A 25,592-nucleotide genomic window follows, 5' to 3' on the forward strand; every position below is an offset into this window, starting at 1 on the left:
CTGTTTCCGACGTCGCTCGGGACATGCGCGACCTAGCACGCCTCAACGTCCGCCTCGCCAAGACAGACGATGCAGAACTCATGAGCCAGTTCCAGGATCCGTTCGCAGGTGAACTCGTGACTCGTTGGGACATGATTGCGACTCCACCCGATGTGCTGGTCACCAATTATTCGATGCTAAACGTCATGCTCATGCGCGATGTCGAGGAGCCAATTTTTGAGTCGACGAAGAAGTGGCTTGAACGCTCGAAAGATCACGTTTTCACGCTCGTCGTCGACGAACTCCACCTCTATCGGGGGAGTACGGGCGCCGAAGTCGGCATGGTAGTCCGTAATTTGGCGTCCCGGCTGGGCCTGGATCCGTCCTCTGAGCAGTTTCGCATTATCGCCACCAGCGCGTCGCTCCCGAGTGATGACTCCGGCCTGGACTACCTGGAGCGCTTTTTCGGAGTCGATCGTCGCAGTTTTGTGATCGAGCCCGGTGTGCCTAGGAAGTTGGAGTCACCATCCACACCCTCGGCTGAAAATGTCCTGGCGCTCCAGCCCGAAGGTCAAGCAGCTGCTGCGGTCGATGGACGCTGGGCCGAAGTAATAGCCATGGCGTGCGCCGAGACACCTACTAGCCGCCCCAGGGCAACTCGATACGGCGAAATTGCCAGGCGCCTGTTTGGTGACTCCGCCGATAGGGACGAGGCGCTTGCGGCGATGCTTGCAGGCCTTGCCCGTCTGGAGAAACCTGCACTCCAATTCCGTGGTCACGTGATGATGCGAGGCATGCGCGGTCTTTGGGCTTGCTCAGACCCTGAGTGCAGCGGCGGAAATCCGGGTACCGGGCGTCGTATGGGCAGGATGTACGACACTCCGCGTTCCACCTGCTTCGACTGCGGCGCACGGGTCCTCGAGTTGCTCTACTGCTTCGAGTGCGGAGATGTGAGCCTTGGCGGATACATCGTCGATCGTCCAGACCGCGGCGCGGTAGTACTATCAACGACTCCTGTTTCGCCTGGTGATAACTCTGGTGACTTCGTCTACCGGAGAAGTGACGATGAGTACCGCTGGCTCTGGCTTGGTTCTCCCGTGCCAGATGCACCCGCTCGCCATCGGGTCCCTGTCGACATCGACGATAATCAGAGCACGGTGGAACTCAACTTTGGAGCCGCCGTGTGGGATCCGAAGCTCGGCGCCTTGATGCCCAGTGGAAATGGCGTCCACGCAGTTGTGCTCAGGCACAACGCCGGTGAAGACACCGAACTATCACTTCCCGCCTTACCGGAGACATGCCCGCGGTGCGGAGGAAGCCAGGACAATCGGGATGCCGCCGTGTACTTCGCTGGATCGGTCCGATCACCAATCCGAGCACACACTTCGGGTCGCTCGCAACTCAACCAAATGGCTGTTTCCCAGCTCTTCCGCAGCCTTGGGTCAGAAGCGGCAGATTCAAGGACGATCGTCTTCACGGACAGTCGTGATGACTCGGCCCGGATCGCCGCCGGAATCGCGCTCAACAACTTTAGAGACCAAGTGCGGCAGGTGGTCCGACAGTTGCTTCATGAACGCGAGAACCCCGTTCCCCTGCTCCGGGCATTTATTCGTGGTGACCTGACAGCGGAGGGGCAGGTAGCGGCTGCGGAGCTAAAAATTCGCCGACGCGATCTGTACGATAAACTGCGCCTTGAACATGTCGGGATAGCCGAGGCATCCGACTATGTCGTAATTGAAGCCGCAGAGCGAGAGGCAGATTCACTGCCGTGGGCCACGCTAATACGCGATGCAGAACACGTCCTGCTAACAGCTGGCGTGAATCCGGCCGGCCCGGGCCCATCTGTCGCCCAAAGCGTGGGGGACGCGCCTTGGTATCAGGCCTACGAGCCGCCATACGCCGGCGCCTGGATTCCGCTGGCTGCGGATGTTGCTCGTCCTGTACAGCAGGACCGGGCTCGGCTTACTGCCAAAGCCGTGTCCGAAGCAGTCTTTGACCGAGCCTCCAGAGATTTGGAGTCAACTCGCCTGGGCGTAGTAAGAGCCCGCGCCCTCGCACCAGCAGATTGGGGCGTGCCGCCCAAGGTCGCGGGCGATGTCGTCGCGAGTGTCATTCGGCTGTTGGGAATCGCCAAACGTTTTGAGGGTGGTTACGTCGCCATGTCAAATACCCCTCCAAAGGTGGTCAAGAGTTACCTGAGCCGTGTCGCCATGAAGTACGGTCTAGCCAAAGACGCGCTTGTCCCGTGCATTGGCGAGTTTCTCCGCGAGAATGGAATTGCCGACGAGTCCTGGACGCTCAAAACGCAGACCGGCCAAGACGGACTCGAACTCCGACTGCCAGGTGCGACGGTCTGGGTCTGCGAGAACTGCGGGACCTCGCATTTACACCCATCCGCCGGAGTATGCACTAATATGGATTGTCTTGCGGGCGTGCTCAGTGAGCAAGCTCGCATCGAGGATACCGATTACTACGGGTGGCTCGCAGGCCAGCCGCTGCGACGGATGCGCGTGGCGGAACTAACGGGTCAGACCAGTCTGGCAGACCAACGAACTCGGCAGCGGCTGTTCAAAGGTGCGGTACTTCCGCCGCCGCTTGAAAGCCCCCTGGCCGAACCATTTGATCTGCTTTCAGTGACGACGACGATGGAAGTCGGCGTCGACATCGGCAGCCTACGGGCAGTGGCAATGGCGAACATGCCTCCGCAACGTTTCAATTACCAGCAGCGAGTAGGCCGTGCTGGTCGCTCGGGACAGCCCTTCTCGTTCGCCTTAACGGTGTCCCGCGATCGCGCCCATGACGACTATTATTTCCAAGATCCCGAGTTGATGACTGCGGCCGACCCGCCGCCTCCTTTCATCGACCTCTCACGGCCCAGAATCGTTCGTCGAGTCATTGCGGCCGAGCTACTTCGGCAAGCATTCTTGACAGTCTCAAATGCGCCGAGACGAACAAGCGATAGCATCCACGGCACGTTCGGTCTGAGTGCCGATTGGCCGCAGCGCAGAGACGATGTCAAGGACTGGCTTTATGATTCGAGTGAGATTCCCCGGGTGTGCGATCGTTTTTCGGCGTTCACCGAGTTGGGTGTCGCGGAGCTGGTGCACTGGGCACGGAATGAACTTGTCATCGACATCGACGAGGCCGTAAGGAATCCGTATTTTAGTCATGCCGAGTTGAGTGAGTTACTCGCCAATGCCGGCGTGCTCCCCATGTTCGGCTTTCCTAGTCGCGTTCGGCCGCTCTACTCAAGGCCGCTTAGGAGGGCGTCGGATGCAAAGACATTCACTGTCGCCGACCGTGACCTAAGGATGTCCACTACCGCTTTCGCTCCCGGCGCGGTAGTGGTCAAAGACGGAGCGGAACATCTCACTGTGGGATTCGCGGCCTACAACATCGTGGGCAAGAGCGCCCGCCCTAGGGATCCGCTTGGGGCTTCGCTGCCGGTTCACCGCTGTGAAGGTTGTGGAAGTCTGGACACGCGTCCCAACGACCAAGCACTGGACTGCTCGGTCTGTGGTGAGCCGATGAGGGGATTCTCGGTCTACCAGCCTGAAGGTTACCGAACAATTTATAGCAATCCCGACTACGACGACACCCATATCACCCCGATGTACGCGGGGTACTCCGAGCTGTCCGCGAATGCCGAAATGGGCGCACGGCAGTGGTTGCATGGCACCTCCGTGCAACTCCTTGAACAGGCGGAAGTTGTCTCGGTGAACGACAACAACCGGAAACTTTTCAGGCTCAGTAAGCAATCCGATGGTTCCGTGATTGCGTTGAATCGAGATCTTTATCGTCGGCCCCTTCCAGAGTTCATGCGGACAGGCGGGGCTGATCTGGACGATGCTGCAATCGGCGAAGTACGTAGAACCGATGTGTTACTTCTGGGGCTTGACTCGCTAAACCTGCCTGACGGCTCCGTGGCGACGCGTCGACAACAGTGCCCGGCAGGACACGGGGCGCTTTTGTCATTCGCGGAGTTCTTGCGCAACGCAGCCAAGGCCTATCTCGACATCGACCAAGCCGAACTAGAAGTGGGCCTTCAGCCAACGCGAAACGGTGAGACTGTATCGGCACGAGTCTTCCTGGCAGACGCGCTCGACAACGGTGCTGGTTACGCCCTTGAACTTGGCGAGCCTGCCACACTAGAACGTCTTCTCAGGTCAATCCAGAGCGACACGGGCACGCGCCTTCGCAGCGAGCCGCATGGATCGGCATGCACGGCGTCTTGTCCTGGCTGCCTGCGGAACTACGAGAACCGATTTAATCACTGGGCACTCGATTGGCGTCTCGGGCTCGATGTGATTAATCTCGCGCTTGGACAGGATCTTGATGTTTCGCAGTGGGCGGATCGGACAGACCTTTTGACTCGAAGTTTTATCGCCGGATACGGGCCTCATCTTCAGATATCTGAAGACCTAGTCAACGGCATTCCCGTCCTTGTGGCGGGGAAGAGTCGAGTCGCGGCGGTCCTCATCGGGCACCCATTATGGCGCCACGACGAGGCAAACTGGAATCCGCAGGTGAAGCGAGCCGTGAGTGAACTCCGGGGTCGGGGACTCTACGAGGTGACGGTATCGGACACTTACGTTCTTGATCGGAATCCTATTAAAATCTTCAACAACCTCTTGAAAGCGGTTTAAGCTTCATGCCCACGGGGCCGTATCCGCGTTCTTCCGTGCCTGGGCGTAGTCCCTTTTAGCTCAGGCAGCACCCCAAAGTAGTGCGTGATAAGCGACATTCTCGGAGCTGAGCGCGTGGGATGCATTCAGGAGCAGCTGGGGGCGTAGGCGACGTTCGAGTGAGGAAGTGATGCGGAGGTCCTGATTTATCAGGATTCCTCCGTTGTCGAATTGAAGGTGACACACCGGGCATAGGCACAGGATGTTGTCAGGGCTGTCGGGACCATCGTGAGGCCTACCCAGGGCTCGGATGTGCGCTCCTTCGGAGTACGTCCGGCCAGGAAGTCGAACCCGCGTCTCGCAGAATTGACAGCGGTCGGAGTACATGTCTTTAATGTATTGCGCGGCAGCAGTATTGCGGATGATCCTGGAAACGGTTTTAAAATTTCGCGGGGCAGGTCCTACCTGCGATGCCGGTGCGGTGGGGTTGCCGACGCTCACGGCTGAGTCCTCGATTGCGTCGAAATCAAATCTGACGAATGGGTCCAAGCGGAATCTGCACATCCAGTAGCCGTCTGGGTCTGGCTCCATCCAGTGGTCTGTGACGCGGAAAAGCCCACGGTACTCGTAGAACTCGGGCGTTCGATTAGTGCTGACGTAGCCTCGAATGACACGTACAGGCGTCCCCAGGTCTTGCGCGATGACTAGGGAGGCGTTCGACGGTTGTTCGAAGGACTGGTTCTCTACTTGGCGGCGATCCTTTCGACCTCCCATCCCGGTATAGAACAAGCTGCTGCCTAAGTCCTGGTCTTGTATGTAACCCGTGCTCATGACAATGGCTTCTGCCGGAGCAGGGGCGAGGCCACTGATGCCGTTCATGAGGTGTCGGTGCAGTCCCGCTGCTTTGACTGCTTTGCGGGTCTTGAATGTGGTTCCCGGATCGATGCCCGGAACTTCACCGAGGTTGAGTTGTGTAGGAGCGACCATGTCGCCAGCATAGATGCGGAAACATCTATCCGGGGCTTGGGGATGTCTATTACGCATCACTCATGACAACAGCGCTCCTTGTGCTGGAACGCCAGTGAATCGCGCGGTCATTCACTTCCGTCGAGCGGTGGAGTCCGGCTTTTGGAACTACATCCGATGAGTTGCTTGCACAGAAGTATCAACGCACAAGGGATTAATCGGCTAGTGGCCCGCGTCACACCTCCGTAGCGTTGAGGGCATCGCGCACCGGCTGCCCGCTCTTCTGCTCGCCAGGTGCCTCCCACTTGGTGTCCACGAAGGAGTGCTTCCGCATGTTCGGCATGCCCCGCCGCCTGCTCTTCGGCTATCTCGCCCTCGCCGTCTTCATGACCGGTGATGGTTTTGAGCTCACGTTCCTGTCCCGCTTCCTCGTCGAGAACGGCTTCACGCCCACCCAGGCCGGCCTCGTCTTCACCGTCTACGGGCTGGTGGTCGCCATCTCGGCCTGGACCACCGGCGTGCTCGCCGAGGTCGTGGGCGCCAAGCGCCTCATGGTCCTCGGCGGCGTCCTCTGGATGGTCCTGCACGTCCTGTTCCTCACCGTGGGGCTGCAGAGCGTGCTCGGCACGATCCTCATCTACGCCCTGCGCGGGGTCGCCTATCCGCTGTTCATGTACTCCTTCGTGGTGCTCATCGCGCAGTCGGTGCACCCCAGCCGCCTGGCCTCGGCCATGGGCTGGTTCTGGGCCTCCTTCTCGCTGGGCATCGGCGTGATGGGCGCCTACGTGCCCAGCCTGCTGGTCCCGGTCATCGGCGAGTACGCCACCCTGTGGGCGTCCCTGCCCTTCGTGGCGGCCGGCACCCTGATGTGCGCCTTCCTGGTCCCCGGCGCCCCGCCGGAGACCGACCTCTCGCAGAAGCTGCACGGCGCGGAGCGCACCCGAGAGCTGCTGCGCGGGGTGACCATCCTGGTGGAGAACCGGCAGATCGCCCTCTCCGTGGTCATCCGGGTGCTGTGCAACCTGACCCTCTACGCCTTCCCGATGATGATGCCGCTCTACCTGACCACCGGCGAGATCGGCGGCGCGGCCTGGTTCTCCCTGCCCGAGTGGATGATGCTCTGGGCGATCATGAACACCATCACCATCGGCGCCAACATCGTCTGGGGCCGGCTCGGGGACCGCTACGGCTGGATGCGGCAGATGCGCTGGTTCGGCTTCGGCGGCATGGCCCTCGCGGTCCTGGCCTTCGCCTATGTCCCGGTGTGGTTCGGCCCCAGCTTCCCGGCGATGGTCGGGGCCGCCGTGCTCTTCGCCCTGTCCGTCACCGCGTTCGTCCCGATGGGCGCGATCTTCCCGGCCCTGGCCCCCGAGCACCGCGGCGCGGCGATCTCCGCCCACAACCTCGCCTCCGGGCTGACCACGTTCCTCGGCCCCGGCATCGCCACCCTGCTGCTGCCCGTCCTCGGCCCGGTCGGGGTGTGCTGGGTCTTCGCCGGCCTGATGCTCCTCGGCACCCTCACCACCTTCTTCATCCACCCGCCCCAGCCCGGCATCACCACCGCGACCGGCCGGATGCTCCCGCGCCGCGATCGCCTCGCCGTCGCCGCCTGAAAGGACCTGAGACCATGAATCCCACGACGCTCACCACCACGAACCCCGCGACCGCCGCGAAGACCCCGAACAGCCAGGAGAGCACCATGGACGCCGTCGTCCTCGAACGCCAGCACGAGATCCAGGTCCGGCCCGTCCCCGGTCTGCGCCCGGTGGGCCCCGGTGAGGTGCGCATCGGCGTGCACACCGTGGGCATCTGCGGCAGCGACGTCCACTACTTCACGCACGGGCGGATCGGGCCCTACATCGTCGAGAATCCGATGGTCCTGGGCCACGAGGCCTCCGGCACGGTGCTGGAGGTGGGGGAGGGCGTGGACCACCTGGCCGTGGGGGACCGGGTCTGCATGGAGCCGGGCATCCCCAACCCGCGCTCCCGGGCCGCGCGCCTGGGCATGTACAACGTGGACCCGGACGTGCAGTTCTGGGCCACGCCCCCGGTGGACGGCTGCCTGCAGCCCGAGATCGTCCACCCCGCCGACTTCACCTACAGGCTGCCCGAGCAGCTCTCGCTGGAGGAGGGCGCCCTGATCGAGCCCTTCGCCGTGGCGGTGCACGCGGTGACCAAGGCCGGCCTGGCGCCGGGCGACGTCGTCGTGGTGGTGGGCGCCGGCACCATCGGGGTTCTGACCGCCATCGCGGCCGCCGCGAGCGGGGCGTCGCGGGTGTACATCTCGGACGTGGCGCCGGAGAAGTTCGCCAAGATCGAGGCGTATCCGACCATCCACGCCGTGGACGTCTCCCGGCAGGACCTCGGCGAGGCGGTGCGGGAGGCCACCGACGGCTGGGGCGCGGACGTGGTCTTCGAGGCCAGCGGCAGCCCGCACGTGTTCGGCAACCTGTGGGAGCTCCCCGCCCCCGGCGGGACCGTGGTCCTGGTCGGCATCCCCGTGGACCCGGTGCCCCTTGACGTCGCCGCGGCCCAGGCCCGGGAGCTGCGGATCGAGACCGTGTTCCGCTACGCGAACTCCTACCAGCGGGCCATCGAGCTCGCCGCGTCCCCGGCGGTGGACCTGGGCGCCCTGATCAGCGCCACCTATCCGTTCGCCGACGCCGTGGCCGCGTTCGAGCGCGGCGCCGAGGGCCGGCCCACCGACACCAAGATCCAGATCCGCGTGACGGGGAACTGACCGTGGCTGCCACCGCACGGAGCACGACGACGGAGGACGTCACCTCCCCGGTCCGGGAACTGGTGATCCCGGACCCGTCGAGCTCCGTGCGGTGGCACCAGCACGACTGGCCCCACCCCCTGGCCCGCTGGCACTACCACCCCGAGGTGGAGGTGCACCTGATCCGGAAGTCCTCCGGGACGGTCATGGCCGGCGACTACGCCGGGCCGTTCGGTCCCGGCCACCTGAGCATCATGGGCTCCTTCCTGCCGCACAACTGGATCTCCCACCGCGACGACGACGCCGTGGTCCGCAACCGGGACGCGGTGCTCCAGTTCGACCAGGAACGGTTCTTCGCCGCCGCCGGGTCGCTGCCGGAGCTCGAGGCCCTGCGGCCCCTGCTGGCAGCCGCGGCCCGGGGCATCGAGTTCACCGGCCGCACCGCCGTCCAGGGGGCGGAAGCGATGGAGGCGGTGAACGGGACGTTCGGCCTCCGCCGGCTGGCCGCCGTGGCGGAGCTGCTGGGCATCCTGGCCGAGTCCCCGGAGGCGGAGCGCCGCTACCTCGACAGCCACGGCGGCACCTACCGTTTGGGCGCCGAGGAGGCCGAGGTCTTCAACCGGTCGCTGAGCTACATCACGGAGCACCTGGACGGGCGGATGCTCGTCCCGGACGTGGCCGAGGCCGTGGGCCTGAGCCGGGACGCGTTCTCCCGGCTGTTCGCCAAGGCCACCGGGGTGGGCTTCAACCGCACGGTGACCCGGATGCGGCTCACCGAGGCCTGCCGGCTGCTGCGCGGCACCGACCTGCCGGTCTCCGACATCTGCTACCGGGTGGGCTTCACCAACTTGTCCAACTTCAACCGGCACTTCCGGGCCACCACGGGCACCACCCCGTCCCGGTACCGGCGGATCGACCAGCTCTGAGGACGCGGTCCGTCGTCGTCGTGCACCCGGCGGAGGTGGCGCGCGTCGCGCCGGTCGAGCCGTGCGGTGAGCGCTCCGGACCGTGGTCCGACGGGCCGAGGCAGCGGGACGGTTCCCTCCCCCGCGCTGCACGGATAGCCTCGACATGGGCGGTATCGCTCAAGGATCGCCTGTCTTGGTGACCAGGTGCCGGTGACGGCCCGGTCACTCGAATCTAGGAGGCCAGCATGACTGATGCACAGCAGGAACCGGGCCAGCAGGAAGGTCCGGCCGACGGCGGAGCCTTCGGCGCCCCGGGGATCCACGACGGCGGGGCGGACGGCGGCGCCGACAGCGGAGCCGAGGGTCCCGCCGACGGTGGGGCGTCCGGCACCCCGGGTGTCCACGACGGTGGCGCTGACGGCGGTGCCGATGGCGGTGCGGACAGCGGTGCCGAGGGCCCTGCCGACGGTGGGGCGTCCGGCACTCCGGGGGTCCACGACGGCGGTGCCGACGGCGGCGCTGACAGTGGCACCGAGGGACCGGCTGACGGTGGGGCGTCCGGCACTCCGGGGGTCCACGACGGTGGCGCTGACGGCGGTGCCGATGGCGGTGCGGACAGCGGTGCCGAGGGCCCCGCGGACGGTGGGGCGTCCGGCACCCCGGGGGTCCACGACGGCGGCGCGGACGGCGGCGCTGACAGCGGTGCCGAGGGCCCGGCCGGCGGTGGGACCTTCGGCGCCCCGGGTGTCAATGACGGCGGTGCCGACGGAGGAGCCGGAGCACGAGGCCTCTGAGCGTGGACCTCGTTCGTGCTGACGGGCAGGACCCCGGCGCCCAGAGTGGCGCCGGGGTCCTGGAGACCCGCCTGATCGACATCGGCCGGGAGCGGTTCGCCCGTGACGTCTGGGGCCGCGCACCGCTGCTCACCCGCCGGGCGGGCGGGTTCGCCGATCTGTTCTCCGCCGATGCCGTCGACGAACTGATCTCGCGCCGCGGGCTGCGCACGCCCTTCCTGCGCGTGGCCAAGGACGGGTCGACGTTCCCCGACTCGTCCTTCACGTCTCCCGCCGGTGTCGGCGCCGCGATCGGCGACCAGCTCGACGACACCGCGTTGTGGCGCCGGTTCGCCGAGGGCGCCACGCTGGTGCTGCAGGCACTGCACCGCACGTGGGAGCCGGTCGCGGACTTCAGTGCCGCGCTCAGCGGTGAGCTCGGGCACCCGGTGCAGGCCAACGCCTACATCACCCCGCCGCAGAACCGCGGGTTCGACGACCACTACGACGTCCACGACGTCTTCGTCCTGCAGATCGAGGGGACCAAGCGCTGGATCCTGCACGAGCCGGTGCACCCGGGCCCGTTGCGGGACCAGCCCTGGACCGATCGCCGCTCCGCCGTGGCCGAGGCCGCGAGGGGCGAGGCCTATCTCGACGTGGTGCTCGAACCCGGCGACGCCCTCTACCTGCCGCGCGGCTGGCTGCACGCGGCCCAGGCGCAGGGGGCGGTCTCCGTCCACCTCACGCTCGGCATCCACAACTGGACCCGCCACGGCCTGGCCGAGCAGCTCGCCCAGGAGGCGCTGGCGCTGCTGGCCGAGGATCCTGAGATGCGCCGGTCACTGCCCCTGGGCGTCGACGGCCCGGGCGGGGAGATCGACACCGTCCGCGAGCGCCTGGCCGCCGCGCTCGCCGAGGCCGATCCCACCCCTCGGTTCCACCGCACCCGGCGAGGACAGGGGCGCCCCGCCCCGCTGGGGCCGCTGGCCCAGCTCGCCGCTGTCCAGGGCCTGGGCCCCGGGTCGCACGTGCGGTTGCGCGGTGCACTGGAAGCGCGCCTGGACGGCCCGCGCCTGAGCACGCGCGTGGGGTGGCTCGACTTCCCGGAGACCGATCTGCCCTCCGTCTCGCGCCTGCTCGACGGTGAGGTCCACGCCGCGGGGGACCTGGGCGTCGAACTCGTCGAACGACTGTTGCGGGCGGGGGTCCTTGTTCCCTGTGACCAGTGACACCGCCACTGTGAACGCCTCGTGCCGCTTCTGGTGCGCCGACGGAGCCCGGGGGCGCGGCGACCCGATGGCGGGCACCGCGCCGCGCGGCGTGGTGTGGGTCCTCATCGAGTACCGAGGCGCATGGCCCGTCAACGGTTTCGACGGCCTGGATCTGGAGCCCGAGGCCAAGGACCTCGTGTTCTCCGCCGCGCAGGCAGCGCGGGCGCGAATCCTGCTGGTCCGGCGACACGGCCGCCGCAGCCGTGGGGGCCCCAGCCGGTGGGCCGTGCTGCGCCAGGACAGCTCCGGCGCCTGTCATCAGCAATGGGGGACGTGGCGCGGCGACGAGGACCTCTCGGAGATCGCCACGGCCCTCGGCGGCCCCGGAGAGCTCGGCCATCCACCCGTCCTCCTGGTCTGCGCCCACGGTCAGCACGATCCCTGCTGTGCCGTGCGTGGACGGCCCGTGGGACGTGCCCTGAGCGAGCGCTGGCCGGAGCTGGTCTGGGAGTGCACGCATGTCGGCGGTGACCGGTTCGCCGCCAACGTCGTCGTCGCCCCTGACGGCGTCTACTACGGAGGGCTCGACGCGGAGTCCGCCGTCACCACGATCGAGGAGCATCTCGCCGGCCGTGTGCACGCGGAGTACCTGCGCGGGTACACCGACCTCTTCCCACCGCAGCAGGCCGCTGTCGCGGCCGCGCTAGAACGCTTCGGCCCGGCCGGCCGGCACGACTACACGGTCACCGAGTCGGTCCGCCACGGCGACCGCTGGCGGGTCCGTCTCACCGGCCGGCCGGGCCTCATCGATGTCGAACTGCGGTCCCACGCCGCCCCGCCGCATCAGCTGACCTGCCACGGGCCGGCGACGAGCTCGGCCAGGGTCTACGAGCTCACCGCGATGCGCATCGTCTGAAGGAACAGGTCGAGGGCATCGGGCCGGGCCGTGCCCTCGCCGTAGCCGGCCTGGTGGCCGCCGCTGGCCGCGGCGAGCGCGTCCAGCGCCTCCCGGTGGGCCCCGGATGAGTGGTCCGGGGCGAATGCCCGCAGCTGCGCGTCACGGAGCTTCCTTGTTCAGGAGTCCCCCTGGGCCTGGAGCGCGATGATCGAGTCGTTCAGCTCCGCGGCCTCGGCACCCCACAGTCCGGCGTAGGCGGCCGCGAGACGGTCCTCCAGGCCGGCCAGGGCCTTCACCCGGAAGATCACGGCGGCGGCGCGCAGCGGTTCGCCGGCCCCGCGGGCGGCCTTCGCATATCCCTGCGCCACCGCCCGGGTCCACGCCTCGCTCGCGGCCTTCACCGCGGCGTAGTTGGCGCCGGCCGCCAGCGGACGGGTCACCGCGGTCGAGGACACGATCGCCAGCCGGCCCGCGGGCGAGGCCCGCAGGTCGTCGTCGACGGCGCGGCTCAGGTGGCGCAGCGCGGTGAAGGAGGTCTCCAGCGTGCGGTAGTCCTCCTCCGTCTGCCCGGCGAGCCCGCCGCCACCGCGCCAGCCGCCGACGAGGTGGAGGAGCCCGTCGATCGACGAGCCGCGGTCGTGCAGCCGGCGGACGAGGTCGCGCACGGCGCGCTCGTCGCCGAGGTCCACCGTTTCCGTGTGCGCCCCCAGGGCTGCGAGGGGAGCGAGCTTCTCCGCGTGGCGTCCCGTGGCGACGACGCGGGCCCCGGCCGCGGTCAGGGTCCGCGTCGCGGCCAGGCCGGACGCGCTGGTGGCGCCCGCGATCAGGACGGTGCGTCCGGTCAGGTCGGTCATGGCTCAAGCTTCCGTGGCTCGGGTGCCGGCTGTCGACTCTTTGACGTTCATCAGTTCCTTGCCGAGCGCCTCGGAGAACATCGACAGCGGGAACTCGTCGTCCAGCACCAGGCCCGTGCAGCCCTTCGGCGGCCCGCCCGTCGTCGACGCAGCGCCCCGGGGTGAGCGCGGCCGCTCGGGTGGCCGTGCGTGCATTCCCGGCCCGCAAGAGCGGTGAGCGGGCGGGCCCGGTCGTCGTCGGGGTGGTTGTCCCCAGAAGTGCGATCACGACACAAGACATGTATGCCCGCGGCCCCGAGTCCTGGATGCCACCGCGGAACCACTGCGGCTATGTCGGGGAGTGGGTCACGGTGAAGATCCCCTGGGGCCTCAAGGTCGACAGCGCCGAGAAGGCCGCCCTGGTCCGGATCGCCGGCTCCTGCCCCAACGTCATCCTCACCGTCAGGAAGGCCTGACCGGCGGGCGGTCACCGGGCGGGCGGTCACCGGACGGGCGGTCACCGGACCGGCAGGAGCTCGGTCCGGGGTGGGCTCAGTCCGTGGTGAGCAGGACCTTGATGGCCCGGCGCTCGTCCATGGCCCGGTAGGCCTCGGCGGCCTGCTCCAGGGGCAGGGTGAGGTCGAAGACCTTGCCGGGGTCGATCTCCCGGTCCCAGATCAGCCGGATGAGCTCGGGCAGGAACCGGCGCACCGGGGCGGGCCCGCCGTGCAGGTGCACCCCGGAGAAGAACAGCTCCTGGCCGGGCAGCGAGACGTCGTGGGCCACGCCGACGTAGCCGACGTGACCGCCGGGGCGCGTGGCGCGGATCGCCTGCATCATCGACTCCTGGGTGCCCACGGCCTCGATGACCGAGTGCGCCCCGAGCCCGCCGGTGAGCTCCTTGATCCGCGCCACGCCCTCGTCGCCGCGCTCCTCCACGATGTCGGTGGCGCCGAACTCGCGGGCCAGCGCCTGCCGGTCGGCGTGCCGGGACATCGCGATGACCCGCTCCGCGCCCAGGTGCCTGGCGGCGAGCACGCCGAGCAGCCCGACGGCACCGTCACCGACGACGGCGACCGTCCTGCCCGGGCCCGCCTCGGCGGCCACGGCGGCGAACCAGCCGGTGCCGAGTACGTCCGAGGCGGCCAGCAGCGACGGGATCAGCTCCGGGTCGGGCTGCCCCGGGGTGGCCACGAGGGTGCCGTCGGCCAGTGGGACGCGCACGTACTCGGACTGCGCGCCGGTGGCCGCCCCGGGCTGCCGGTTCACGCAGTGGGTCTGGTAGCCGGACCGGCAGATCTCGCAGGTGTTGTCGGAGGCGAAGAAGGAGCCGACGACGAAGTCGCCGACCTGCACGTTCTGCACGTCCTCGCCGACCTGCTCGACGACGCCGACGTACTCGTGGCCCATCGGGGCGGGCCCGTCGACGTCCTCGAGGCCGCGGTAGGGCCACAGGTCGGAGCCGCACACGCAGGCGGCGGCGACCTTGAGGACCGCGTCGGTGGGCTCGACGATCGTCGGGACCTCGCGGTCCTCGACGCGGACGTCGCCGGGGGTGTGCAACAGGACTCCACGCATCACGGGGTTCTCCTCGCAGGTCGGTGATCCGTCCCGGGCACGGGACGGGCGGTGCCGGCTCGTGCGCTGCGGCGCAGTCGGGGCACGGTGCCCAGTCAACCCCGACGTCCGGTGATCCGGGAACCCCCGCGGGGGAGCCGTCCACCTCCGGTTCCCGTCGCCGGATCCTTCACAGCGCCTGCAGCAGGACTAGCACAGCGCCCAGCGTGGAGGCGCCGAGGCCCACCCGCCGGACGATGCGCCGGTTGATCCGCGTGTTGACCGCTCCGGACGCCGCGAAGCCCAGGACCATGGCCGGCAGGAGAACGGCGGCGAAGACCAGGGTCCGGCGGTCGATCGACCCCACCGCGGTCAGCGCCGTGAGGGACAGCAGCGTGCCGAACAGGAAGAACGCGCTCATGGTGCCCCGCATCCGGGCGCGCGAGGACCCGTGCCACACGAGGGCCATGGGCGGGCCGCCGATGGACGTGGCCGTGCCCAGGAGGCCGGAGGCCGCCCCGGCGGCAGCGACGGTGGCCGGCCGCGGCCGCGGCTGCCACCCGCACACGCTCAGCAGCACGGCGAGCAGCACGGTGCCCGCCAGGACGAGGGCCAGCGTCCGGGCGGGCAGGGCGGCCACCAGCAGGGCTCCCGCCACCGTGCCGGGAACCTGCCCCAGCACGGCCCAGCTCGCGTCCTTGACGTCCACGGCGGCACGGTCCCGCAGCACGCCGAGCACGGTGAGCCCCGCGGCCACCAGGACGATGGAGCCGGGCAGCAGGGTGGGATCGAACAGGGCGATCACCGGGGCGGCGAGCAGGCCCAGACCGAAGCCGATCGCGCCCTGGAGGCAGGAGGCCACGCTCACCACGAGCGCGACGACGGCGATCTCCATGCCGGTCACGAAGCACCTTCCGGTCGCGTACAGGGAATGGGTGCATTGTTCCACCTCCGGGGCTCCGGAGGCGGTGGGCCGGGCGTCGCGCGGAATCCGGACGGGCGCGGACCCTCGGCGGCGCGGTGGGTCCTCGACGGCGCGGCGGGTCCGACGACTTTCCGCGCGGGCCGCGGCCGCACCGTCGACACCGGCCCGGTGCGCCGGGAACGCCCCGGCGGTGCGAAGATGATCCGCATGAACTGGAGTCCGCGTGCCCTGGCCCGCTCGATCGACCGGCCGGAGTCGCGCAGACTGCCCCGGCGGCTCGTGCAGCTCTACGCCGGCCTGGTGCTCTACGGCATCACCATGGGGATGCTGGTGCGGGCGGAGCTCGGCGTGGTCCCGTGGGACGTGCTCCACCAGGGGCTGGCCCGGCAGTTCGGGGTGAGCATGGGCACGGTCGTCATCGTGGTCAGCATCCTGCTGCTCCTGCTGTGGATCCCGCTGCGCGAGCGACCCGGCATCGGCACCATCAGCAACGCGGTGGTGGTCGGGCTGGTGCTCGACGCGACCCTGGTGGTGCTGCCGCCGGTCGAGTCGATGCCGCTGCGGGTGCTGCTCGTGCTCGCCGGGGTGTTCCTCAACGCCGTGGCGACCGCCGCCTACATCGGGGTGCACCTGGGGCCCGGCCCGCGCGACGGGCTGATGACCGGCCTGGTGCGACGGACCGGGGGATCCGTGCGGGTGGTGCGCACCTCGATCGAGGCGGTCGTGGTGCTCGCCGGGTGGATCCTCGGGGGCACCGTGGGCCTGGGCACGGTGCTCTACGCGCTGGCCATCGGGCCGCTGGCCCAGATCCTGCTGCCCCGGTTCAGCGTCCGGCTCCACCGCTGACGTCGCTGCCCGAGCCCGCGATCCTGCAGTCCCCGCTGGAGGCCCCACCCCGGTGGGGGACGCCGACCCCGCGGTGACGCGTCAGCGGGCGCGGCGGGAGACCGTGGGGGGCGGACCGAAGCCGCTCACGGCGTCCTGCAGGGGCTCCGGCGCACCGTGCTCGGGCTGGTGGATCCGCTGGGGTCCGCCGGAGGCGATCCAGCGGCTGAGCGCCTCCACGCGGTGCGGTTCCTCGAGCCCGCTCAGCCACACGGTCGGGCCGACCTGTCCGCTGGGCCCGTCCCGTCGCGCGACGGCGACCAGCGAGGCCATCTCGCACCGTCCCAGGCACGGGGACGAGATCAGGACGGCCCCGGCCGTGGCCTTCACCACCTCCTGGAGGTTCTCCACCTGCTCGGCAGTGCCGGCCATGCGGTGCAGGCCGACGCACCGGTGACCTCGGCACACTGCGACCACTGGACCGCCGGCGCCGGCGGTGGTCCTGCTCGGAGCGCTCTTGTGGGTCATGGGACGTCCTCCTGGATCGATGGGTGATGTCGCGGATGGGTGGCTCCCGGGGCAGTTCTCAGTGAATTGGCTCCTGAGAATGAAACTCATTACCATGAGAGCCTGTTGAGGCGGTTCTTGGCAAGGAGGAAGCATGTGCGGCGCGACCGGAGTGGACGTGCGGGGCCTCGGTGTCTCCGTGGCCGGCCGGCCGCTGCTGCAGGGAGTGGACCTGCAGGTGCCGCCCGGGCGGAGGGTGGCCCTGCTCGGAGCCTCAGGCTCGGGGAAGTCCCTGACCGTGCTGGCCCTGCTGGGACTGCTCGGGCAGTGGTTCGACGTGCAGGGCTCGCTGCGGGTCGCCGGCCGGGACCTTCCCTGGCGCCAGGCGCCGGGGCGGCGCCCGGGAATGGCGGCGGTCTTCCAGGACTCCCAGGCGGCGCTGAACCCCGTGGTGCGTCTGGACCGGCAGCTGCTGCCCGCCGTGGCGCGCCGGCGCCGGCTCGGCGCGGCGGCCGCCGGGCGGATCGTGGAGGAGCTGCTCCGCGAGGTCGGCTTCGAGGACCCGGAGCAGATCCTGCGCGCCCACCCCTCTCAGCTCTCGGGCGGGCAGCGGCAACGGGTGTGCCTGGCGCTCGCCATGGCCGCCGCCCCTGACCTGCTGGTGGCCGACGAGCCGACCACGGCCCTGGACATGATCAGCCAGCACCATGTGGTCGAGGCCCTGCGCCGGTGCACCGGCCCGGGGCGCGGCGGGCTCCTGTTCGTCACCCACGACCTGGCGGTCGCAGCCGACCTGTGCGACGACGTCGTCGTCCTGGAACGAGGCCGGGTGGTCGAGGCAGGCCCCATCCGCGAGGTGGTCGCAGCGCCGCAGGCGCCCTTCACCGCGGCCCTCGTCGAGGCCGCCCGCGCCGGCCTCCGTCCCGCCCCGACCCCGCCCGCCCCGACCCCGTCCGCCCTGACCAGGCCCGCCCCGGTCCCGCCCGCCCTGGTCCCACCGGACATGACCCCGCGGGGTGCGGCTCCTGTGGGCGTGGCGTCGTGAGTCCGCCGGCGCGAGGCACCGCGCTGGACGGGGTGGGGCTCACCAGGACCTACCGGACCCACTCCGGCACCGTGGCCGCGGTGCGCGGGGTCGATCTGGAGGTGCGCGAGGGCGAGGCCCTGGGAGTGGTGGGTCCCTCCGGGTCGGGCAAGTCCACGCTGCTGTCCCTGCTGCTGGGCATGGAACGCCCCGACCGGGGCGAGGTCCTCTTCAACGGCGTGCCTCTGACGGGCCGGCAGCGGATCCGGCGGGCCCGGCAGGCCGTGCAGTACATCCCGCAGGACCCGGCGTCCAGCCTGGATCCGCGGCGCAGCGTGGAACGCCAGCTGCGGGAACCGCTGCGGCGCTTCCGCGTCCCGGGCGACCACCTGCGCCTGGTCCAGGACGCCCTGGAGCAGGTGGGACTGGGCGCCGAGCACCTGGCCCGGCACGCCCACGAGCTCTCCGGCGGCCAGGCCCAGCGCGTGGCGATCGCCCGGGCCCTGGTGACCGGACCGCGGATCCTCCTGGCCGACGAGGCGGTCAGCGGGCTCGACCTGCCGCTGCGCAACCAGGTGCTGGAGCTGCTGCGGGACCAGCACGTCCGGGCAGGCCTGGGGCTGCTCTTCATCTCCCACGACCTCACCGCGGTCCGCTCCCTGTGCGACCGCGCGCTGGTGCTCGACCGCGGGCAGGTGGTGGAGGAGGGGCCCACCGACCGGCTCCTCGAGACACCGCGCCACCCGACGACGCAGGAGCTGGTGGATGCCGTTCCCCGCCTGCCCGTCTGAGGCCCGCCCGCTGCCGGGGCACCGGATGGACGCCACCACCGCTCCCCGTGGCGCGCCGGCACACCGTGGGGCCCGCTGATCCCGCTCGCCCGCGCGTCGCCGTCGCGCTCCCCGGGTGCTGCCTGCCTTCCCGGCCCCGGAACGACCTCTCACCATCCACGTCACCGTTCACCCACCACCCCGAAAGGGCGCCCGATGCCCCCTCGCCCCACCGCTCCCCGCCTCGCCGCCCGCCGCACCGGCCTCGGCCTCGCCGCCGTCAGCCTGCTGCTGCTCACCGGCTGCTTCTCCGAGGGCTCCGGCACCACCTCCGCCGGGGGAGCCGGCGGTTCGACCGACGCCCGGATCGAGCTGGCCATGCTGCAGCCGCCGCGCTCGGGGCTGTCCCCGCTGAGCGACGACGCCTTCAAGCTCTCCCGCTGGTCCACCGCCGAGACCCTGATCCGACTGGACGAGGCCGGGGAGGCGCAGCCGATGCTGGCCACCGAGTGGGAGCAGCTCGACGAGACCACCTGGTCCTTCACCGTCCGCGACGGCGTCACCTTCCACGACGGCACCGAGCTCACCGCGGAGAACGCCGCCGCCTCGCTGGCCCGGGCGGTGGAGGCCGAGCCGGCCCCGCGCATCCTCGACGGGGTGCAGATGAGCGTGGCGGCCGAGGGCAACACGGTGCGGGTCACCACCGCCGAGGCCGATCCGCTCGTGCCGCAGCGGCTGTCCAGCCCGCAGCTGTCGATCCTGGCGCCGGCCGCCTACGAGGGGCGCGCGGTGACCCCGGTGGGCCACGGCACCGGGCCCTTCGAGCTCACCGCCGTGGACGGCACCTCCGGCGCCACCCTGGAGCGCTACGAGGACTACTGGGACGGAGCCGCGGCCGCGGCCGGCATCGACGTGTCCTTCGTGCCCGACGGCACCGCCCGGGCCGCCGCGCTGCGCACCGGGGAGGCCGACGTCGTCGAGGCCGTGCCGGTGGGCCAGGCCGCCCAGGTGGAGGAGGACCTCCTGGAGGAGGTGCCGATGCCGCGCACCAACACCCTCTACCTCAACACCGAGGAGGGCCCCTTCGCCGACCCGGCCCTGCGCGCGGCGGCCCGGGAGGCCCTCGACCCGCAGGGCATCGTGGACGGGGTCTACGAGGGCCGGGCCGACGTCGCCGCCGGCCTGCTGGGCCCGGCGATCCCCTACGCCGCGGCCGGCCGGGAGACCGACGCCTACCGCGACCTGCTCGCCGACCGCGCCGAGGCCGGGGACCCGGCCGGGCAGAAGATCACCATCGGCACCTTCACCGACCGGGCCGAGCTGCCCGAGGTCGCCGTCCAGCTCCAGCAGCAGCTCGAGGCCGCCGGGTTCGAGGTCGAGCTGGAGGTGCGCGAGTACCAGTACATCGAGGCCGACGCGATCGAGGGCGAGTTCGACGCGTTCATCCTCTCCCGCGCCACCGTGCTGGACTCCGGTGACCCGGTGGCCTACATGGTCAGCGACTTCGGCTGCGAGGGCTCGTTCAACCTCTCCCAGTTCTGCTCCGAGGCCGTCGACGACGCGCTGACCGCGGCCGAGCAGGCCGCCCCCGGCCCGGAGCGCCAGGAAGCGATCCTGGCCGCCGAAGCGGCGATCCTCGCCGAGGACGCCGCCATCCCCATGCTCCACGAGCGCGTCATCCAGGGTGAGCAGGGCGGCGTGCAGGGCGCGGTCCGCGATCCGCGCGAGCGCGAGCTCATCACCGCAGAGACCACCGCCGCCGAGTGACGGCCCGAGTGACGGCCCGAGTGGCGGATCGAGTGATGGATCGAGGGACGGGCCGAGTCGCGCACGGGGTGACGGGCCGAGCGGCGGACCGGACGAGGAACCGCATGAGGGGAGGGGCGGCGGCCCTGATCTCGCGCGCCCTGGCGTTCACCGCCGTGGTGGTGCTGATCGGGGCCCTGCCGTGGTTGTCGGGCAACAGCCCGGAGTACACGGTCCTGCGCGCCCGCTACGCGGACCGGCCGGCCACTCCGGAGGTGCTGGCCCAGATCCGGGCCGAGCTGGGCCTGGACGGCGGCCCGGTCGCCGTCTTCGCCGACTGGGCGTCCGGAGTGCTCACCGGGGACTTCGGCACCTCCTGGATCAGCGGTCGCCCGGTCCTGCCCGGCGTCGTCGACGCTATGGGGGTGTCCCTGACGCTGATGGGCGCGGCCATGGCGGTCGCCTTCGTCGTGGCCGCCCTGACCTGCGTGCCCACCGTCCTCAGCGGACTCGCCGGGCGCCCTGCTCGCGGGGCCGGCGCGGCGGCCGCCGCGCTGACCGCGTTGCCGGAGTTCCTCCTGGCGGCGGTGCTGCTGATCGTCGTGGCGGTGTGGGCGGGGTGGCTCCCGCCCTACGGGTGGCGCGGCCCCGAGCACGTGATCCTGCCGGCCCTGGCCCTCGGGCTGCCCGGCGGTGGGCTGATCGGGCGGCTGCTCTCGACCGCGCTGGCCGGCGCCTTCACCGAGCGCTGGGTGCACACCTGGGCCGTGGCCGGGCACTCCCGGCCCCGGATCGCGCTCGCGGCGCTGCACCGGGCCCTGCCCGGGGTGATCGGGCAGATCGCCCTCGTCGTCGTCGGGCTCACCGGCGGAGCGGTGCCGGTCGAGGAGGTCTTCGCGATCCCCGGCCTGGGCCGGACCCTGCTCGGGGCCGCCGCGGCCCAGGACATCCCCGCTCTGCAGGCCGGGGTGCTGCTCCTGCTGGTCCTCGCCGGGATCTGCGGTGCGCTGGCCGCCCTGGCCCGCCGGGCGCTGCTGGGGCCGGCGGCCCGCTCCGGCGACCTGCCGGTCCCGGGCCCCCCGCCGGGGCGGCGCCGGACGTGGTGGGCGGTGCCGGCCGTCTCGGGGGGCCTCCTGCTGGGACTGATCCTCGCCGGGCTGTTCCGGGACCCCTACGCCTCCGCCCACGGGCGGCTCGCAGCGCCCTCCTGGGCGCTGCCGCTGGGGGCCGACGCCGCCGGGCGCGACGTGCTGGCCCGGGTGGGCCACGGCGCGCTGGACACCCTGGGCCTGGCCCTGGCCGTGGTCGCAGCCTGTCTCGTCATCGGCCTCGTCGTCGGAGTGAGCGGGGCGTGGTCCACCGGTCCGGTCGAGGTCACCAACGCGGCACCGCCGATCATCGCCGGCATTCTCGTCGTGGCGGTGGCCGGACCCTCGGCGGCCGGAGCCGCCCTGGCCGTCACCCTGGTGAGCTGGGCGCCGCTGGCCGCCCACACCGCCGCCCTCGTCGCCGAGATCTCGGCCCGGCCCTACGTCCGGGTGCTTCCCCTGCTGGGCGTGGGGCGCGCCCGCATCCTGGCCGGGACCGTCCTGCCCACCCTGCTGCCGGAGGTCACCCGGCACGCGATCCTGCGCCTGCCCGGCACCGCCCTGGCCATCGCCGGCCTCGGGTTCCTGGGCCTCGGGCAGCAGCCGCCGGCCCCGGAGTGGGGGCTGCTGCTCGCCGAGGGCATCGGCTACGTCGAACGCGCCCCGTGGACCGTGCTCGGCCCCGCGGGAGCCCTGGTGCTCGCCTCCGTCCTGGCCGTGTCCCTCTCCAGCGCCGACGTCGCGCGGCGGGGCGCTCCACCCGGCCCGGCGTCCGCCGCCGCGGTCCCCGGCCCCTCGCCGGAGCTCGTGGCGCCCGCCGGGGAGGCGGTGCCGGTGCCGGTCCCGCTGGAGCCGGTCCGACGCTGAGCCGGCGCCGAATTGACCATCGTTCTCATTTTCTTGAGAATGGATCTCATGAAACTTCGATCCACGCCGCCGGTGCCGGCGTCCGCGGACCGCTCGGCGATCCGCACGGAGGACCTCACCGTGGTCCTCGGCGCCGCTCCGGTGCTGCGCGGAGTCGACCTGACCGTGGCCGACGGCGAGGCCGTGGCTCTGATGGGCGGCAACGGTTCCGGGAAGTCGACCCTGATCAAGGCCCTGCTCGGCATCGTGCCCATCGCGTCCGGCGAGGCCCGGCTGTTCGGCGCCGACGTCACCGGGGCGCGCCGGGCCCTTGCGTGGTCGAGCATCGGCTACGTCCCCCAGCGCGTCGGCGTCGGGGCCGGGGTGCCGGCCACCGCGCTGGAGGTCGTCGCCTCGGGGCTGACGGGGCACCGGCGGCTGCGTCCGGGCGCCGGCGCCCGGCGCACCTGCCTCGACGCCCTCGAGCAGGTCGGCCTGGCCGACCGGGCGGGCGAGAGCGTGGCGATCTTCTCCGGTGGCCAGCAGCAGCGGGTGCTGATCGCCAGGGCACTGGTGCGGCGGCCCCGGCTGCTGCTGCTGGACGAGCCCCTGTCCGGGGTGGACCAGGCCTCCAAGGAGGCCGTGGCCCGCATCCTGGCGCAGCTGCGCGCCGACGGCACCACGCTCCTGGTCGTGCTCCACGAGCTGGGCGAGCTGGCCCCCCTGTTGGACCGCGCCGTGGTGCTGCGCCAGGGCCGTGTCGTCCACGACGGCGGCCCCCCGCTGCCGGCCCCGGGACACGACGACCCCGATCACGAGCACCTGCACCCCCACGGGGACGAGCACTCCGCCGTTCCGACAGCCCCCGACCTCCACGGAAAGCCGCAGTGACCATGCTCGAGACCTTCACCGCCATGCTGGCCAGCCCGCTGATGCAGCGCGGCCTGCTGATCGCCGCCCTGGTGGGCGTCTCCGCGCCGGTGGTCGGCACCTACCTCGTCCAGCGGCGCCTGGCCCTGCTCGGCGACGGCATCGGTCACGTGGCCCTGACCGGGGTGGCCATGGGCTGGCTGGCCGGTTCCGCGGCCGGGCTCACCCCGCACGACGCCCTCGCCGTGCCCGGAGCGGTGATCGCGGCCGTCATCGGCGCGGTGCTCATCGAGGTGATGCGCACCAAGGGCCGCACCAGCGGCGACGTCGCCCTGGCGCTGCTGTTCTACGGCGGCATCGCCGGCGGAGTGCTGCTGATCGGGCTGGCCGGCGGCACCTCCGCGAACCTCACCGGCTACCTCTTCGGCTCCATCGCCACCGTCACGCCCCTGGACGTCTGGCTCACCGCCGGGCTGGCCGTGGTGGTCCTCGGCGTGGGGCTCGGTCTGCGCCCGGCCCTGTTCTCCCTGTGCCACGACGAGGAGTTCGCCCTTGCGACCGGGCTGCCGGTGCGGGCCCTGAACATCCTGGTGGCCGTCATGGCGGCCCTGACCGTGTCCGTGTCGATGCGGGTGGTCGGCGTCCTGCTGGTCTCGGCCGTGATGATCGTCCCGGTGGCCGTGGCCCAGCTGGTCACCCGCTCCTTCGCCGGGACCATGGGCACGGCCATGGCCGTCGGGGTCGGGGTCTGCGTGACCGGCCTGTCGATCACCTACTTCCACCCGTTGTCCCCGGGGGCCACGATCGTGGTGCTGGCCATCGCCTGCTACGTCCTGGCGCTGATCGCCCGCCCCCTCCTGGGACGCCCCCGGCACCACGGCGCGGATCGCCTCCACCACGTCGAGGACGACCTCCAGCTGCGAGGAGCATGACCATGTCCCGGACCACCCGGCAGCGTTCCGCCCTGACCGAGCTGCTCGAGCGGACCCCCGAGTTCCGCTCCGCCCAGCAGCTCCACGCCATGCTGGCGGAGCAGGGGGAGTCCATCTCCCTCGCCACCGTCTACCGGAACCTCAACGCCCTGGCCGAGGCCGGAGAGGTCGACGCCCTGGCCGCCCCGGGCGGGGAGACCCGGTACCGCCGGTGCCGGCGCACCGAGCACCACCACCACCTGGTGTGCCGCCGCTGCGGGCACACCGTGGAGGTCGCCGAGACCCAGGTGGAGCGCTGGGCCACCCAGACCGCCCGCCGGCACGGGTTCACCGAGGTCTCCCACGCCATCGAGCTCCACGGGACCTGCGGCGCCTGCCGGCGCGTCTGCTGAGCGCCCGGTCCGACCGTTTTGACAATGATTCTCAGATTGACTGAGAATTGTTCGCATGACCCTGTCTCGCGCTCTCATCGTTCCGCTGTCCCTGACCGCAGCTCTCGCGCTGGCCTCCTGCGCCTCCGGCTCGGCCGATCCCTCGGCCACCACCGCGGGGAACTCGGCGGAGAGGCTGGCCGTGCAGGCCTCTTTCTACCCGCTGCAGTACGTCACCGAACGCGTCGGCGGGGACCTCGTGCAGGTGGAGTCGCTGACCCCGGCCGGGGCCGAGCCGCACGACCTGGAGCTCTCCCCGGCCGCGGTCGACGGACTGCGCACCGCGGACGCGGTCGTGTACCTCTCCGGGTTCCAGCCGGTGGTCGACGACGCCGTGGCCCAGGCGGCTCCCGAGCACGTCCTCGACGCGGCGCACGCCGGCGTGGAAGGTGCGGAAGCGCACTCCGCCGAGGAGCACGGGGCCGCGGAGGAGACGCACGGCGAGGAGGCCCACGGTGCAGAGACCGACGGCGGGGAGGAGCACGCCGGGGACGGCCATGCCGCCGCCGCTGAGGACGGCCACGACCACGGCGGGGAGGACCCGCACTTCTGGCTGGACCCGGAGCGGCTCGCCGCGGTGGCCACGGAGGTCGCCCACGAGCTGGCCGAGGCCGACCCGGACAACGCCGCGGCCTACGAGTCCAACGCCGAGCAGCTGACCACGGAGCTGACCGCCCTGGACGAGGAGTTCGCCGAGGGGCTGGCCACCTGCGAGCGGAACACCATCGTGGTCTCCCACGACGCCTACGGCTACCTGGCCGGCAAGTACGGCCTCGAGCAGGTGGCCATCGCCGGGCTCGACCCCGACACCGAGCCCTCCCCGGCCCGGCTGGCCGAGATCGGCGAGGTCGTTGAGGCCGAGGGCGTCACCACGGTGTTCTCGGAGTCCCTGGTCAACCCGAAGGTCGCCGAGACCCTGGCGGCCGAGCACGGGATCGGGACGGCGGTGCTGGACCCGGTTGAGGGTCAGGTCGACGAGAACGCCGACTACCAGCAGGCCATGCGCAACAACCTCGAGGCGCTGCGCACCGCGCTGGACTGCGCATAAGGCTGTGCGAGGGCCGTCTCCCCTCCCGGCCGCCGCGCACGGCGCTCACCCGGACCGGGCCGGTGCCCCCGGCAACCCTGACCCCGGAGCACGACCGGCACAGGCCCCGGT

General features: G+C 70.7%; 20 protein-coding genes and 1 pseudogene. 15 read left to right on the forward strand and 6 right to left on the reverse strand.

Going from position 1 to position 25,592, the window contains the following annotated elements:
• The first annotated feature begins 80 nt into the window (after positions 1-80).
• The gene (locus ABD220_RS03115) at positions 81-4,625 is read left to right on the forward strand and encodes a helicase-related protein (RefSeq protein ID WP_344119733.1); all 4,545 of its coding nucleotides are present in this window, start codon (positions 81-83) and stop codon (positions 4,623-4,625) included.
• A 60-nt stretch (positions 4,626-4,685) separates the two neighbouring features.
• Here the strand turns inward: ABD220_RS03115 and ABD220_RS18025 are convergent, their stop codons facing one another.
• Complete coding sequence (locus ABD220_RS18025) at positions 4,686-5,648, reverse strand: YDG/SRA domain-containing protein (protein ID WP_425552503.1); 963 nt, start codon at positions 5,646-5,648, stop codon at positions 4,686-4,688.
• A gap of 254 nt (positions 5,649-5,902) precedes the next feature.
• On the opposite strand from ABD220_RS18025, the gene ABD220_RS03120 reads away from it, so the two are divergent.
• From ABD220_RS03120 to ABD220_RS03140, 5 genes are all read left to right on the forward strand, one after another.
• Positions 5,903-7,183, forward strand: a complete 1,281-nt coding sequence (locus tag ABD220_RS03120; protein WP_344119735.1) for an MFS transporter — start codon at positions 5,903-5,905, stop codon at positions 7,181-7,183.
• 14 nt (positions 7,184-7,197) lie between these two features.
• On the forward strand, positions 7,198-8,310 hold the full coding sequence (locus ABD220_RS03125; RefSeq protein ID WP_344119737.1) for an NAD(P)-dependent alcohol dehydrogenase: 1,113 nt from the start codon (positions 7,198-7,200) through the stop codon (positions 8,308-8,310).
• A 2-nt stretch (positions 8,311-8,312) separates the two neighbouring features.
• Positions 8,313-9,215, forward strand: a complete 903-nt coding sequence (locus ABD220_RS03130; RefSeq protein ID WP_344119739.1) for an AraC family transcriptional regulator — start codon at positions 8,313-8,315, stop codon at positions 9,213-9,215.
• Positions 9,216-9,993: 778 nt separating this feature from the next.
• A complete protein-coding gene (locus tag ABD220_RS03135; RefSeq protein ID WP_344119741.1) occupies positions 9,994-11,199 on the forward strand; it encodes a cupin domain-containing protein in 1,206 nt (401 codons plus the stop codon).
• 67 nt (positions 11,200-11,266) lie between these two features.
• Positions 11,267-12,097, forward strand: a complete 831-nt coding sequence (locus ABD220_RS03140; protein ID WP_344119875.1) for a sucrase ferredoxin — start codon at positions 11,267-11,269, stop codon at positions 12,095-12,097.
• Between the two features lie 158 nt (positions 12,098-12,255).
• On the opposite strand, the gene ABD220_RS03145 is transcribed toward ABD220_RS03140, so the two are convergent.
• The 4 genes and pseudogenes from ABD220_RS03145 to ABD220_RS03160 all read right to left on the reverse strand — a co-directional run bounded on the left by ABD220_RS03145 (position 12,256) and on the right by ABD220_RS03160 (position 15,364).
• Complete coding sequence (locus ABD220_RS03145; protein ID WP_344119742.1) at positions 12,256-12,933, reverse strand: SDR family NAD(P)-dependent oxidoreductase; 678 nt, start codon at positions 12,931-12,933, stop codon at positions 12,256-12,258.
• Positions 12,934-12,936: 3 nt separating this feature from the next.
• Positions 12,937-13,068 (reverse strand): annotated as a pseudogene (locus ABD220_RS03150) (DUF6421 family protein); the annotation flags it as partial.
• Between the two features lie 396 nt (positions 13,069-13,464).
• Positions 13,465-14,490, reverse strand: a complete 1,026-nt coding sequence (locus ABD220_RS03155) for a zinc-dependent alcohol dehydrogenase family protein (RefSeq protein WP_344119877.1) — start codon at positions 14,488-14,490, stop codon at positions 13,465-13,467.
• 169 nt (positions 14,491-14,659) lie between these two features.
• On the reverse strand, positions 14,660-15,364 hold the full coding sequence (locus tag ABD220_RS03160; protein ID WP_344119879.1) for a sulfite exporter TauE/SafE family protein: 705 nt from the start codon (positions 15,362-15,364) through the stop codon (positions 14,660-14,662).
• 228 nt (positions 15,365-15,592) lie between these two features.
• Here ABD220_RS03160 and yczE point away from each other — a divergent pair, with 228 nt between their 5' ends.
• Entirely contained in the window at positions 15,593-16,240 is a 648-nt protein-coding gene (gene yczE / locus ABD220_RS03165) for a membrane protein YczE (RefSeq protein ID WP_425552500.1), read from the forward strand.
• Between the two features lie 81 nt (positions 16,241-16,321).
• Here the strand turns inward: yczE and ABD220_RS03170 are convergent, their stop codons facing one another.
• A complete protein-coding gene (locus tag ABD220_RS03170) occupies positions 16,322-16,747 on the reverse strand; it encodes a hypothetical protein (RefSeq protein WP_344119745.1) in 426 nt (141 codons plus the stop codon).
• Positions 16,748-16,880: 133 nt separating this feature from the next.
• Between ABD220_RS03170 and ABD220_RS03175 the strand changes: the two genes are divergently transcribed.
• From ABD220_RS03175 to ABD220_RS03210, 8 genes are all read left to right on the forward strand, one after another.
• Positions 16,881-17,771, forward strand: a complete 891-nt coding sequence (locus ABD220_RS03175) for an ATP-binding cassette domain-containing protein (RefSeq protein WP_344119747.1) — start codon at positions 16,881-16,883, stop codon at positions 17,769-17,771.
• Positions 17,772-17,803: 32 nt separating this feature from the next.
• Entirely contained in the window at positions 17,804-18,541 is a 738-nt protein-coding gene (locus ABD220_RS03180; protein ID WP_344119749.1) for an ABC transporter ATP-binding protein, read from the forward strand.
• Between the two features lie 195 nt (positions 18,542-18,736).
• Entirely contained in the window at positions 18,737-20,287 is a 1,551-nt protein-coding gene (locus tag ABD220_RS03185; protein WP_344119750.1) for an ABC transporter substrate-binding protein, read from the forward strand.
• 104 nt (positions 20,288-20,391) lie between these two features.
• A complete protein-coding gene (locus ABD220_RS03190) occupies positions 20,392-22,221 on the forward strand; it encodes an ABC transporter permease subunit (RefSeq protein WP_344119752.1) in 1,830 nt (609 codons plus the stop codon).
• A 48-nt stretch (positions 22,222-22,269) separates the two neighbouring features.
• Positions 22,270-23,091 (forward strand): metal ABC transporter ATP-binding protein, encoded by an 822-nt coding sequence (locus ABD220_RS03195; protein WP_344119754.1) that lies wholly within the window; start codon positions 22,270-22,272, stop codon positions 23,089-23,091.
• Positions 23,092-23,093: 2 nt separating this feature from the next.
• Positions 23,094-24,002: a metal ABC transporter permease gene (locus ABD220_RS03200; protein ID WP_344119881.1), complete on the forward strand. Its 909-nt coding sequence runs from the start codon at positions 23,094-23,096 to the stop codon at positions 24,000-24,002.
• A 2-nt stretch (positions 24,003-24,004) separates the two neighbouring features.
• Positions 24,005-24,394 carry a Fur family transcriptional regulator gene (locus ABD220_RS03205; RefSeq protein ID WP_425552501.1) on the forward strand — a complete coding sequence of 130 codons (390 nt, stop codon included), beginning with the start codon at positions 24,005-24,007 and terminating at the stop codon, positions 24,392-24,394.
• Between the two features lie 55 nt (positions 24,395-24,449).
• Complete coding sequence (locus ABD220_RS03210; protein ID WP_344119758.1) at positions 24,450-25,481, forward strand: metal ABC transporter substrate-binding protein; 1,032 nt, start codon at positions 24,450-24,452, stop codon at positions 25,479-25,481.
• Positions 25,482-25,592: the final 111 nt, after the last annotated feature.

Source organism: Kocuria aegyptia, from assembly GCF_039530085.1.
GTDB lineage: Bacteria > Actinomycetota > Actinomycetes > Actinomycetales > Micrococcaceae > Kocuria > Kocuria aegyptia.

Excerpts from the sequence above, each read along its gene's own strand:
- ABD220_RS03115 (WP_344119733.1), top strand. The coding sequence starts at position 81 with ATGAGCCAGTTCCAGGATCCGTTCGCAGGTGAACTCGTGACTCGTTGG.
- ABD220_RS18025 (WP_425552503.1), bottom strand. The coding sequence starts at position 5,648 with ATGCGTAATAGACATCCCCAAGCCCCGGATAGATGTTTCCGCATCTAT.
- ABD220_RS03120 (WP_344119735.1), top strand. The coding sequence starts at position 5,903 with ATGTTCGGCATGCCCCGCCGCCTGCTCTTCGGCTATCTCGCCCTCGCC.
- ABD220_RS03125 (WP_344119737.1), top strand. The coding sequence starts at position 7,198 with ATGAATCCCACGACGCTCACCACCACGAACCCCGCGACCGCCGCGAAG.
- ABD220_RS03140 (WP_344119875.1), top strand. The coding sequence starts at position 11,267 with ATGGCGGGCACCGCGCCGCGCGGCGTGGTGTGGGTCCTCATCGAGTAC.
- ABD220_RS03145 (WP_344119742.1), bottom strand. The coding sequence starts at position 12,933 with ATGACCGACCTGACCGGACGCACCGTCCTGATCGCGGGCGCCACCAGC.
- ABD220_RS03155 (WP_344119877.1), bottom strand. The coding sequence starts at position 14,490 with ATGCGTGGAGTCCTGTTGCACACCCCCGGCGACGTCCGCGTCGAGGAC.
- ABD220_RS03160 (WP_344119879.1), bottom strand. The coding sequence starts at position 15,364 with ATGGAGATCGCCGTCGTCGCGCTCGTGGTGAGCGTGGCCTCCTGCCTC.
- yczE (WP_425552500.1), top strand. The coding sequence starts at position 15,593 with ATGATCCGCATGAACTGGAGTCCGCGTGCCCTGGCCCGCTCGATCGAC.
- ABD220_RS03170 (WP_344119745.1), bottom strand. The coding sequence starts at position 16,747 with ATGACCCACAAGAGCGCTCCGAGCAGGACCACCGCCGGCGCCGGCGGT.
- ABD220_RS03175 (WP_344119747.1), top strand. The coding sequence starts at position 16,881 with ATGTGCGGCGCGACCGGAGTGGACGTGCGGGGCCTCGGTGTCTCCGTG.
- ABD220_RS03185 (WP_344119750.1), top strand. The coding sequence starts at position 18,737 with ATGCCCCCTCGCCCCACCGCTCCCCGCCTCGCCGCCCGCCGCACCGGC.
- ABD220_RS03190 (WP_344119752.1), top strand. The coding sequence starts at position 20,392 with ATGAGGGGAGGGGCGGCGGCCCTGATCTCGCGCGCCCTGGCGTTCACC.
- ABD220_RS03195 (WP_344119754.1), top strand. The coding sequence starts at position 22,270 with ATGAAACTTCGATCCACGCCGCCGGTGCCGGCGTCCGCGGACCGCTCG.
- ABD220_RS03200 (WP_344119881.1), top strand. The coding sequence starts at position 23,094 with ATGCTCGAGACCTTCACCGCCATGCTGGCCAGCCCGCTGATGCAGCGC.
- ABD220_RS03205 (WP_425552501.1), top strand. The coding sequence starts at position 24,005 with ATGTCCCGGACCACCCGGCAGCGTTCCGCCCTGACCGAGCTGCTCGAG.
- ABD220_RS03210 (WP_344119758.1), top strand. The coding sequence starts at position 24,450 with ATGACCCTGTCTCGCGCTCTCATCGTTCCGCTGTCCCTGACCGCAGCT.